The organism is Zoogloea sp. (assembly GCF_023150065.1).
Classification (GTDB): domain Bacteria; phylum Pseudomonadota; class Gammaproteobacteria; order Burkholderiales; family Rhodocyclaceae; genus Zoogloea.
This window is the reverse complement of record NZ_JAKLLN010000001.1, coordinates 439,405-450,220: the sequence shown is the minus strand read 5'-3', so window position 1 is coordinate 450,220 and position 10,816 is coordinate 439,405. Positions and strand designations below refer to the sequence as shown.

13 protein-coding genes are annotated in these 10,816 nt (G+C 67.8%); 6 read left to right on the top strand and 7 right to left on the bottom strand.

Annotated features, from left to right (window positions below):
• Positions 1-9: 9 nt before the first annotated feature.
• From L6Q67_RS02150 to L6Q67_RS02135, 4 genes are all read left to right on the top strand, one after another.
• The gene (locus tag L6Q67_RS02150; protein ID WP_296564512.1) at positions 10-1,410 is read left to right on the top strand and encodes an MmgE/PrpD family protein; all 1,401 of its coding nucleotides are present in this window, start codon (positions 10-12) and stop codon (positions 1,408-1,410) included.
• 8 nt (positions 1,411-1,418) lie between these two features.
• Positions 1,419-2,519: a hypothetical protein gene (locus L6Q67_RS02145; RefSeq protein ID WP_296564509.1), complete on the top strand. Its 1,101-nt coding sequence runs from the start codon at positions 1,419-1,421 to the stop codon at positions 2,517-2,519.
• A gap of 323 nt (positions 2,520-2,842) precedes the next feature.
• Positions 2,843-3,454, top strand: a complete 612-nt coding sequence (locus tag L6Q67_RS02140) for a class I SAM-dependent methyltransferase (RefSeq protein WP_296564506.1) — start codon at positions 2,843-2,845, stop codon at positions 3,452-3,454.
• A 103-nt stretch (positions 3,455-3,557) separates the two neighbouring features.
• Positions 3,558-4,151, top strand: coding sequence for a LysE family translocator (locus tag L6Q67_RS02135; RefSeq protein WP_296564503.1), 594 nt, complete (start codon positions 3,558-3,560; stop codon positions 4,149-4,151).
• On the opposite strand, the gene L6Q67_RS02130 is transcribed toward L6Q67_RS02135, so the two are convergent.
• The 4 genes from L6Q67_RS02130 to L6Q67_RS02115 all read right to left on the bottom strand — a co-directional run bounded on the left by L6Q67_RS02130 (position 4,083) and on the right by L6Q67_RS02115 (position 7,377).
• Positions 4,083-4,955, bottom strand: a complete 873-nt coding sequence (locus tag L6Q67_RS02130; RefSeq protein WP_296564501.1) for an AraC family transcriptional regulator — start codon at positions 4,953-4,955, stop codon at positions 4,083-4,085. The two genes, L6Q67_RS02135 and L6Q67_RS02130, sit on opposite strands and share 69 nt — an antisense overlap.
• The gene (locus L6Q67_RS02125) at positions 4,952-5,599 is read right to left on the bottom strand and encodes an MOSC domain-containing protein (RefSeq protein WP_296564499.1); all 648 of its coding nucleotides are present in this window, start codon (positions 5,597-5,599) and stop codon (positions 4,952-4,954) included. The genes L6Q67_RS02130 and L6Q67_RS02125 overlap by 4 nt, the downstream gene beginning before the upstream one ends.
• A gap of 30 nt (positions 5,600-5,629) precedes the next feature.
• Positions 5,630-6,403 carry a methylmalonyl-CoA decarboxylase gene (scpB, locus tag L6Q67_RS02120; RefSeq protein ID WP_296564496.1) on the bottom strand — a complete coding sequence of 258 codons (774 nt, stop codon included), beginning with the start codon at positions 6,401-6,403 and terminating at the stop codon, positions 5,630-5,632.
• A gap of 77 nt (positions 6,404-6,480) precedes the next feature.
• Positions 6,481-7,377: a DMT family transporter gene (locus L6Q67_RS02115; protein WP_296564493.1), complete on the bottom strand. Its 897-nt coding sequence runs from the start codon at positions 7,375-7,377 to the stop codon at positions 6,481-6,483.
• 306 nt (positions 7,378-7,683) lie between these two features.
• Between L6Q67_RS02115 and L6Q67_RS02110 the strand changes: the two genes are divergently transcribed.
• Positions 7,684-8,019 (top strand): DUF1778 domain-containing protein, encoded by a 336-nt coding sequence (locus L6Q67_RS02110; RefSeq protein ID WP_296564490.1) that lies wholly within the window; start codon positions 7,684-7,686, stop codon positions 8,017-8,019.
• Positions 7,982-8,488, top strand: coding sequence for a GNAT family N-acetyltransferase (locus L6Q67_RS02105; protein WP_296564487.1), 507 nt, complete (start codon positions 7,982-7,984; stop codon positions 8,486-8,488). Before L6Q67_RS02110 ends, L6Q67_RS02105 begins: the two co-directional genes overlap by 38 nt.
• A 68-nt stretch (positions 8,489-8,556) precedes the next feature.
• On the opposite strand, the gene L6Q67_RS02100 is transcribed toward L6Q67_RS02105, so the two are convergent.
• From L6Q67_RS02100 to L6Q67_RS02090, 3 genes are read right to left on the bottom strand one after another with little or no spacing between them, the layout of a single operon-like run.
• Complete coding sequence (locus L6Q67_RS02100) at positions 8,557-9,420, bottom strand: alpha/beta fold hydrolase (protein ID WP_296564484.1); 864 nt, start codon at positions 9,418-9,420, stop codon at positions 8,557-8,559.
• Positions 9,421-9,458: 38 nt separating this feature from the next.
• The gene (locus L6Q67_RS02095) at positions 9,459-10,040 is read right to left on the bottom strand and encodes a hemerythrin domain-containing protein (protein WP_296564481.1); all 582 of its coding nucleotides are present in this window, start codon (positions 10,038-10,040) and stop codon (positions 9,459-9,461) included.
• A 19-nt stretch (positions 10,041-10,059) separates the two neighbouring features.
• A complete protein-coding gene (locus L6Q67_RS02090; RefSeq protein WP_296564478.1) occupies positions 10,060-10,815 on the bottom strand; it encodes an ABC transporter ATP-binding protein in 756 nt (251 codons plus the stop codon).
• Between the last annotated feature and the right edge of the window lies 1 nt (position 10,816).

The window sequence follows — 10,816 nt, the reverse complement described above, 5'->3', positions numbered from 1 at the left end:
GAGCCCCCCATGGACAACACCAGCCGCCACATCGCCGACTATGCCGTGGCCATGCAGACCGCCCCCCTGCCCGCCGGATCGGCCGACGCCGTCACCCGCCACCTCATCGACTCGGTGGCCTGTGCCTTTGGCGCCCTCGGCGCCCGCCCGGCCCGGGTGGCGCGCACCATCGCCAGCACCGCCAGCAGCCGCGCCGGCGCCTCGGTGTTCGGCCTGGCCGAGCCCACCACGCCCGAGTACGCCACCTTTGCCAACACCGTGATGATCCGCTACCTGGACTACAACGACACCGGCAACGGCGGCCACCCCAGCGACATGATGTCCGGCGTGCTGGCCCTGGGCGAAGCCCGCGGCGCCAGCGGCACCGAAGTCATCCTCGCCCTCCACGCCGCCTACGAAACCTACGCCGCCATCCGCCGCGGCGGCCTCTACGGCAACCTCCTGCGCAACAAGCACGTGGACCAGATCTACGCCACCCTGGGCGCCGTGGTGGGCGCCGGCGTGATCCTGGGCCTGGACCGGGAGCGCATGGGCCACGCCATCGCCCTGGCCCTCACCCCCAACATCCCCATGCGCGTCACCCGCACCGGCCTCATCTCCGACTGGAAAGGCTGCGCCACCGCCCACGGCACCATGAACGCCGTGTTTGCCGCACGCCTGGCCGAGCAAGGCCTCACCGGCCCCGACCGCCCCTTTGAAGGCCTCGCCGCCTTCTACCAGATGCTGGGCATCCCGCCTCTCGACCTGTCCACCCTGGGCGAGACGCGCAACGGGCTGTCGGCCCTGCAGAGCACCGGCCTCAAGTACTACCCCGCCGACTACAACGGCCAGGGCCCCATCGCCCTGGCCCAGGCCCTGCGCGGCGAAGCCGCCCTGGACGACATCGACCGGATCACCGTGGCCGTGCACTGGGGCGGCCTGCACGCCATCGGCGGCGGCGCCGGCGACCACGACGAAAAGTGGGACCCGCAAACCCGCGAAGTGGCCGACCACAGCATGGCCTACCTGGTGGCCGTGGCCCTGGCGGATGGCGACGTGACCGTGGACAGCTTCAGCGACGCGCGCATCAGCGACCCCGCCCTGCGCCCCCTGATGCAGAAGATCACCGTCATCGACGACCCCGAACTCACCGCCGAACACGCCGGCGAGCTGCCCCGCTGGCCCTCCCGCGTCGAGCTGGTGCTCAAGGACGGGCGCCGCCTGGGCCGCGCCTCCGGTCCGCCCAAGGGTCACCCGCTCAACCCCATGGACGATCACGAGCTGGAAGCCAAGTTCTGGCGCATGGCCGACCGCGCCCTGCCCCGCGAACAAGGCCGGATCTGGCTCGAAACCCTGTGGTCCTTCGCCGGCCTGGACGACATCCGCCCCCTGATGAGCCTGTACCGCAGCCTCGCCGTCCCCGCCACCTGAGCCCCACCATGCCCGCCCCCTGCATCCTCTTCCTGTCAGGCGCCAGCCTGGTCGGCCAGAACATCCTCTCCGCCCTGGCCGGCCGCCGCACCGGCCTGCACCTGGCCGCCCTCAACAGCGTCGCCAGCGAACCCGCCCTGTTCGACTTTGACGAAGCCTTCCTGACTGGCAAGCTCAAGGACGACCCCGACGCCTTCGGTCAGCGCTTCGACCAGATCGTCCACCGCCTCCAGCCCCGCCTCGTCATCCCCTGCCGCGACGACGACGTGGCCTGGCTGGCCGCCCGCGCCCAGGCCCGCCCCAACCCGGCCCTCCCCTTTTTGTGTGGCGCCCCCGGCCCCGCCCTGGCCATGCTCGACAAGGCCGCCAGCGCCGCCCTGTCGACACGCCACGGCCTGCCCTACGCCGCCACCCTGGCCACCGACACCGACGCCGCTCGGCTCATCGACTTTGCCGACCGCCACGGCTACCCCCTCATCGCCAAACCCCGCCAGGGCTTCGCCTCCCGCGGCGTCTTCCTGGTGCAGAACGAAGCCCAGCTCACCCGCCTGGCCGGCCGCCCCGACACCATCGTGCAGCGTTACCTGGGCGACCGCGCCGAGGTGCAGGCCTACCTGGACGGCATCGCCCGCGACGGCATCCCCCTCTTCCACAGCTTCGAAGCCGACAAGCACTCGATCCAGGCCTTCATCGCCCCCGACGGCAGCCTCAAGGGCCTGCTCGCCACCCGCCACACCATGCGCCAAGGCCGCAGCGAACACGTCGCCCGCAACCCCGACCCCGCCCTGCTCACACTCGGCCAGCGCTGCGCCCAGGCCTTTGCCACCGAAGGCTGGCGCGGCCCCCTCAACATCCAGTGCCAGCGCACCCCCGAAGGCGACTACGCCATCTACGAATACAACGGCCGCTACACCGGCGCCACCGGCGCCCGCCAGCTACTGGGCTACGACGAAGTGGGCATGGGGCTGGAACACTTCGGCGGCATCAAACTGCCGGAGAGCCCGGCACCGCACGCCTGGCCGGATGCGGTGCAACGGCTGCCGGTGAGCCGGGCGGTGGAGGTGGATTGGGTGGAAACGCTGGAGCAGACGGGGCACTGGCAGAGGTAATGGCCGAGGCCCGCCACGCCCCCATGGCACCGAGCGCATTCGACCCTGCCCCCTGACCGTCGCCGACGTGATTGCCCGCAACCAGTTCAGGCCTACTGGATGCCCCTGGTGCATGTCCGACACTCAGCCTCGCGAAGCATCGACGAGCAGGAAGCAACCGCGAGCCCCCCACGATCAGATAGCCACTGCTGGTGCTTCAATCCACGCGCCCGCGAGGGGCGCGACATGGTCTGCACATCCAGTCGGCGGGTGACAGAATCTGTCCTCGCACGCTATGAGCCAGCGCACTTAGCCACTATGCATTCGCAGTACCCATCCCCCCAATGCCCCCTCCCCTCTCCACCACCATCATCCCGCTCTACGACCGCCACGCCGACACCTGGCATCGGCGCCGCTCCCCTCATGCATCACTCGAAGAAACCTGGCTGATGCGCTTTGCAGCCGACCTGCCCGACGGGTGCGAAGTCCTGGATCTGGGCTGCGGCACCGGTCAGCCGATGGCGCGGTGGCTGGCGCAGCGGGGCTTTGCGATCACCGGCGTGGACAGCTCGGCGGCGATGCTGGCGCATGCCCGTGCCCTGCAGCCCACCCAGGAGTGGGTGCAGGGCGACATGCGGACGCTCGACCTGGGGCGGAGGTTTGCGGGCGTGCTGGCCTGGGACAGTTTCTTTCATCTGAACCACGAAGATCAGCGGGCGATGTTCCCGGTCTTCGCGGCGCACGCGGCGCCGGGGGCGATGCTGATGTTCACCAGCGGGCCGTCCCACGGTGAGGCGATCGGCGCATTCGAGGGGGAGCCGCTATTCCACGCCAGCCTGGCGCCGGAGGAATACCGGTGCCTGCTCGGCGCGCAGGGCTTCGAGGTGCTCGACTTCGTGCCGGAGGACCCGGCCTGCGGCTTTCATTCGATCTGGCTGGCGCGTTGCCTGGGGTGATCGCCCGGCGGTCATCGCCACCAAACCCCAGCGCAATTTCCTTCAATACCCCGCCTCCCCCCAAGCCCCACCATGCCCTGCCCCGACGTTCCGGATTTCACGCATGGATCTCTCCCTCACTCTTCCGATGTCCGCCTTTGCCCTGGCGGCTTCGCTGTCGCCGGGGCCGGTGAACATGGTGTGCCTGGGCAGCGGGACGCGGCATGGGCTGCGGGCGAGCCTGGGCTTTGTGAGCGGTGCCACGCTGGGTTTCATCGGCCTGTTTGTGGCGGTGGGGCTGGGGCTGGCCGAGGTTTTGCTGCGGCTGCCCGGGCTGGCGGCGCTGATGCGCTGGGCGGCGGTGGCCTTTCTGCTTTACCTGAGCTGGCAGCTGGCCCGTGATTCGGGTGAGCTGGCCGGCAGGGATCAGGAGGCCCCGCCAGGCTTTGTGGCCGGTGCGCTGATGCAGTGGCTCAACCCCAAGGCCTGGCTGGCGGCGGCGTCGGGCGTGGGTGCCTACACCCACGCGGCGCGGCCCGAGGAGCTGGCGGTGTTTGCCGCGCTCTATGCGCCGATCTGCTGGCTGTCGCTCAGTTGCTGGGTGTATGCCGGCGCGGCGTTCCGGCGCCTGAGCACCACGCCGCGGGTCTTACGCCGACTCAACCGGGGCCTGGCGGCCCTGCTCGCCGGGAGCTGCGTCTTCCTGTTGTTGCCCTGAGCTCCGGCGGTATTGCCGGGGAGTAAGGGCCAGGAGGCGCTTGAACATGCGCTGAAAGTGGGGCTGGTCTGCAAAGCCGCTGTCGAGGGCGGCATCCACAATCGCCCGCCCCTGGCGCAGGGCCCGCTGGCCGCGCTGCACCCGGCGGTTGATCACGTAGGCGTGGGGCGTCATCCCGAAGTGCTGCTTGAAACGCCGGATGAGGTGGCCGGGGCTCACCCCGACCCGGCGGGACATCGCCTCCAGCGACATGTCTTCGGCGGCATGATCCCCACCCAGGTAGTCGGCCAAGGCTTCCAGGTTGGCGGGCACATCTGGCGCCTCGGCGGTGCTGAGCCGGGGCAGCAGCAGGGCCAGGAAGGCGAGCAGCGCGTCCTCTTTGGCGGCGGCGGGCAGGCCCGGGTCGAACAGCCTTGCCGCAAGGCCGACAAAGGCATTGAAGACGTCAGGCACGCGCAGGACGTCGGGAGCCAGATCCTGCCAGTCGGGCGATGCCGACAGGCCCAGCCGGAAGCGCTGCCCGGCCAGCCAGCGCGCGTCCAGGTACAGCATGAGATAGGCCCAGGGCCGCCCTTCGATGGGGTTGCAGACGTGCATCCGGTCGGGGTTGATGAAGACCAGCGCGCCCGCCTCGACCTGGTGTTCCCGGTCGGTCAGCACAAAGGTGCTCTCGCCCCGGGTGATGGCGCCCATGGACCACTCCAGGTGGCTGTGGGGGGCGTAGCAGAGGCTGCGCCCGTCCTCCACCTGGCGCAGCTCCACATAGGGCAGCGCCGGATCCCGCCAGAAGACGGACTGGCTCATTGCTTGAGCCAGCCAAGCCGTTGCACGATCTTGTCCCGCCAGGCGCGGGCCAGCCCGGGGGTGTCGGCCAGGCGCTCCAGTTCGTCCAGGGGCGGGCGGTGGGCCTGCCAGAGCAGCTGGGCTGCGCGCAGGGTCGGGGCTTCCGGCGCGGGGTGCAGCCGGTCCAGGGTGTCGCCGGGGCTCACGTGGCCGGGTTGCACCACGCGCCAGTACCAGCCGGTGAGCAGGTGTTCGGCGATGAAGCCGGCCATGCCGTCGGCACCAAAACGCTCGTCGATCTTCCAGCACGGGTTGCGGGGCTGGCACACCTGCAGCACGGCGCGGCCCAGCTGCCACAGCTCGCCGATACGCACGTCCGCTTCGTCCAGGTCGGGGGTGGAGAGGTTCTCGCCGAGGGCGCCGGGTACGAGCTGGGCGGCCACTTCCGGAAAGCGCTCGGCAAGGCGTGCGTAGTGCCGGGCGGGGTAGAGATGCACGGCCTTGTCGGGGCCGCCATGGACGCGCAGGTCGGCCTGCTGGTCGCCGGCAAAGCCTTCGGGGCCCAGGGCGATGGGCACCGTCACCCGGGTCTTGTACATGCCGGTGGGGCGCCCGGTTTCGGGCAGCGGACGGATGCCGCCAGTGAAGAGGGTGATGCTGGCCATTGGGTTTCCTGCTATGTCTTGGGTGGATGCCTATTCGCCCCGGAACACCGGCTTGCGCTTTTCCTTGAAGGCTCGCACGCCCTCGGCGTAGTCCTTGCTGTTGTACACCACCCGGCGCAGGCCCTGGATGCGCTCGAAGTCTTCCGGCGACATGGTGTGGGCGCCGGCAAGGATGCGCAGCTGCTCCTTCATCACCGAGATGGACAGGGGGGCGTTGGCGGCGATGCGGCGGGCCATGGCGTAGGTGGCCTCTTCCAGATCGGCAGTATCGGTGACGTGGTTGATGATGCCCAGGCTGCACAGTCGCTCGGCGGAGATGGGGTCGGCGGTAAAGAGCATCTCCTTGGCCAGGCGCAGGTTGGCGGCGTTGAGAAAGGTGAGCAGGCCGCCCACGTTGTAGGGCACGTTGAGGCGGGCCGGGGTGGCCGCAAAGGTGGCGCTGCGGGCGGCCACGATGAGGTCGCAGGCAAACACGGTTTCGCAGGCGCCACCCCACACGCTGCCTTCGATCATGGCGATGATGGGGGCGGGAAAGGTCTCGATCTCGCGCACCAGCTTGCGCAGGGGGTCGCGCCAGGCCAGGGGATCGAGACCGGCGGCGGGCAGCTCGTCGATGTCGTGGCCCGCCGACCAGACCTTGCAGCCGGCCGGGGCGCGCAGCACCACGCAGCGCACACCCACGGCACGGAAGGACTCGAGGGCCGTGGCAAAGGCCTGGACCATCTCCTCACACAGGGCGTTGCGGCGGGACTCCCGGTTGAGGGTGAGCGTGGCGATGTGGTCGGTGATGTCGATCTGGAGCATGGCGGTGCAAGGTAAAGGCAGTGCGCCATTTTAGGCCGGGTTGGTCGAATGGACTCGACCCAACGGAAACCCCGGCCTCAGCCCTTCTTGCCGACCAGCAGCACCCCGGCCACCACCAGGCAGCCCCCCAGGATCTGGAACAGACCGATGCTCTCGTCGAGGATCAACCAGCCCAGGAAGAGCGTGACGACCGGGCCGAGGGTGCCGATGAGGGACACGGGCCCGGCGCCCATGCGGCGGATGGCTTCGGACACCATCCACACCGGCAGCACGGTGGAAAACAGCGCCATGGCGCCGGCCAGCAGCAGCACCGGGGCGGGCTGGACGAGCAGGCCCAGGGGCCGGGTGAGGGCAAAGTGCGCCAGGCACAGCAGGCAGGCCGCGGTGCTGGCCCAGGCGGTGACCCGGGCAGCCCCCAGGCGGCCCACGGCCTGGCCGTTGCCCATGAGGTACAGCGCGTAGGACACGGCGCTGGCAAACACCAGGCCGCCGCCCACCAGCACGTCGTGCATGTCGCCGGCCTCGTGCAGGTCATGGGCCACCGCCAGGGCGATGCCGGCATAGCACAGCACGATGGAGCCCATGGCCCGGCGGCTGATGTGCTTGCCCAGGAAGACCGCCGACAGCACCACCACCAGGGTCGGGTAGGCAAACAGGATCAGGCGCTCCAGGGCGGCGGAGATGTACTGCAGGCCGAGGAAGTCCAGGTAGCTGGCCAGGTAATAGCCGGTGAGGCCCAGGCCCAGCATCAGCCCGATGTCGCGCCGGCCCAGGGGGTCGGGCTTGCGGGTGCGCTGGTCGTGCCAGCCCAGGGCCAGGAAGAAAGGCAGCGAGAAACCCATGCGCAAGGCCAGCAGGGTGACCGCGTCGACACCATAGGGGTAGGCCAGCTTGATGAGGATGGCCTTGAAGGAGAAGCCCACCGCGCCGAGCACGGCGAAGAGGAGACCGAGGTGGTAACCGGGGGGATTCATGAAGCGGGGGCTGACGGAGTACACGGGCCTCCATTAGGCCAGCCGCGGCGGGACGAAGGAATGCGTATGTTCCGAGGAGGGGGTTAAGGAATGCTGAAGGGTCGAGAGAGCACATCAGGCCTCAGTCAAGCGGCATGCTCACCCTACGCGGAAGATCAAGAGATGGTGCCATATTGACACCAAAATTTGATTGCTCGGTGCCAATATGGCACCATCACTACTCATAGGCGACAAAGAAAGGAGATCACACGCCAGTTCCCGGATCGCCGCATTTTTATTTCACTTACATATCTAGGGGGTTTGCAGATGGCCAACACCAAGTTGCTGGAAGCAGCTTCAGTTAGCCGGGGGCGTATTACTGCCCGTGTTCCACAAAACGTTATCGAGGTGCTTGAGACCGCCGCGTCCATGGTCGGCTCGACGCTCAATCAGTTCGTCACGCAAGCTGCAGTGGAGAAGGCCGAGAAGATCATCGAGAACGAGAGAGTCATCAAAATGTCGGCTGCGTCTGCCGAATGGTTCTTCGATCTGATCGACAATCCGCCTCCACCTGCACCTGCCTTGGCGGACGCATTCAAGCGCTATCACGCAGGAAAGGTAATAAATGCGGGTTCAAGTTCAACTCTTGACGTCGGTACATGACCGAGCCAACTTCAGGTGTGGCGAAGTAGATCTGGACAAGTGGCTTGAGACTCAAGCGCTTCAGCAACAAAGCAAACACACATCCCGGACATTCGTCCTCGTCGATGAGGCGAATCCGGCAGCTGTGCTCGGATTCTATGCGCTGACGATTTCGCAGGCCGATGGAGCGGCCGTTCCATTCAAACGCAGCCTGCCAACTGTAGTACCCGTCATCAGATTGGGCCGCCTTGCGATCAGGGAAGATCTGCAAGGAAGGGGGTTCCGCCTGGGGGAAACCCTCCTGCTCAATGCAATTGAGCGCGTCGTGGAGATATCGAATCAGGGTGCGGGGGTCGCACTCGTTGTCGATGCCAAACATGACAAGGCGGCATCGTTCTACCGGAAATATGGGTTCAAGGCCTCGCCAGACTCGCCCTTGATGCTGTACCTCCCCATCTCGGTTTGCCGAGAGCTCGTGGTGGCTACGTAGAGCGCTTCCTCGGGCCGGGTAAGAATTTCTCCTGCTGCCGAACCGCAGTTTGACAGCAGGGAAGACGCTCAGTGCGTCAGGAAGTCCAGCACCATGCGGTTGAACTTGTCGGCGTGTTCCCACTGGGCCCAGTGGCCGCAGCGGTTGAAGATGTGCAGCTCGGCATTGGGCATGCCCCAGATCAGGCGCAAGCCCACGTCCATGGGCACGAAGCGGTCGTCGCGGCCCCAGATGACGAGGGCCGGGGCGGTCACTTCGCCCAGGCGCGGCCCGAAGTCGGGGAACTGCCTGGGGTTGGCGGCCAGGCTCTTGACGAAGTTCTCCAGGTGGTCGCGGCGGGCCAGCATGTTGTCCAGGCGGGCCTGGAAGAGTTCTTCGGTAAGGCTGCTGCTGTCGAACACGAAGACGGCCATCATCTTCTTGAGGTTGTCGATGGTGGGCTCGCGGTAGAGGCCCTGGAGCAGCTTGATGCCTTCGGTGGGCATGGGCACAAATTGGCTGGGGCCGCCGGTGCCACCACCCATCAGCACCAGCTTGCCGACCCGGGCGGGGTTGGCGAGCGCAAAGGCCACGGCGCTGTGGCCGCCCATGGAGTTGCCGATGATATGCACCTTGTCGAGGCCCAGGCCGTCGAGCAGGCCCTTGAGGGCGCGGGCGTTGAGGTCGGAGCGGGAGCCGGTGCACACGATGGGGTCGCTCTTGCTCCAGCCCGGGCAGTCCATCAGGATCACCCGGTAGCCGGCCGTCACCAGGGGCTCGATGTTGCGGTTGAAGTTGGCCCAGCCGCTGGCGCCGGGGCCGGAGCCGTGGAGCATGACCACGGTCTCGGCACCTTCGCCGATGTCGTTGTAGTGCAGCTGCAGGTCCAGGTCGCCTTCCTGGATGCGGATGAAGCGGCTGGTGGCGGCTTCGGTCAGGGTGGGGGTGCTCATGGGGGGTATCCTTTCAATGCAGGGGGTCGGGGGCAAGCTCAGCCCTGGTAGGGGCCGGCGCCGAAGCCGATGGGCGGGGGCGCAGAGGCCACCAGTTTCGAGAAGATGGCGGCGAAGTCCTCACCCGGCAGGCTGCCCATGCTGTTGCCCATGGCCGCCAGCTCGGCGTCGATCTCGGCCCAGTCGTCGGGGGTGAAGTGCTTGCGCAGCAGGGGCAGGATCTCCCGCTCCTCCAGGATCATGTGGTTGCGGTAGAACTCGGCGTAGGTGTCGAAGGCCGCCGACAGGCCAGCCACGTCGGCCGGGTTCTGCTCGAAGGCGTCCAGGGCCTTCTCCAGCAGGGCGATGCGCTCGGCGGTGCCGGCGTGCTGGCGGAAGAGCTTATCGAGCAGCTCGCGGCCATCATCGGTGCGGGCGGCCAGCCGGCCAAAGAGCAGGCGGTCTTCCTTGGGGTGGTGCTGCTGCTCGGGGTAGGCCTCCAGGTAGTCCACCATGCCGCGCAGCAGCTTGATGTCGGGGGCCAGGCGGCCGGCGCCGATCTCCTTAAGCATGAAGCGGACGGCATGCAGGATGGCCGCCAGGGATTGGTGTTCGTCCGCCAGGACTTGCAGTGCGCGCATGGGGGTGTCTCCGGTTAGGTCAGGTGGCCAGCATTTCCTGGTGCTTGCTGGCCAGGCCCAGGTAGCTCTCGATGACGCGGGGGTCGTTGCGCAGGCTGGTGGCCTCGCCCTGCATCTTGATGCCGCCGTTCTCGAGCACATAGGCATAGTCGGCCACCTGCAGGGCGGCACGGGCGTTCTGCTCGACCAGCAGGATGGACACGCCGCGGCGGCGCAGCTCGGCGATGATGCGGAAGATCTCCCGCACGATCAGCGGGGCCAGCCCCAGGCTGGGCTCGTCGAGCATCAGCAGCTTGGGCTTGGCCATCAGGGCGCGGCCCACGGCCAGCATCTGCCGCTCGCCCCCCGACAGGGTGCCGGCGGCCTGGGCGCGGCGCTCCTTGAGGCGGGGAAAGAGGGCGAACACCTCCTCCATCGTCTCCGGGTGGTCCTTGTGGCCGCTGCGGTTACGCTGAAAGGCGCCCAGCAGCAGGTTGTCCTCGATGCTCATGGAGCCGAACAGCTCACGCTTCTCGGGCACCAGGTTCATGCCGCGCACCACCATGCGCTCCACCTCGGGCACCTGCTCGATGCTGCCGTCAAAGGCCACCTGGCCCGAGGACGGCAGCAGGCCCATGATGGCCGACAGGGTGGTGGTCTTGCCGGCGCCGTTGGGGCCGATCACGGTGACGATCTGCCCTTCGCCCACGGCGAGGCTGAGCTTGCTCACCGCCTCGACCTTGCCGTAGGCCACCGACAGGTCCTTCACCTCCAGTACATTCTTGTTTGTGCTCATC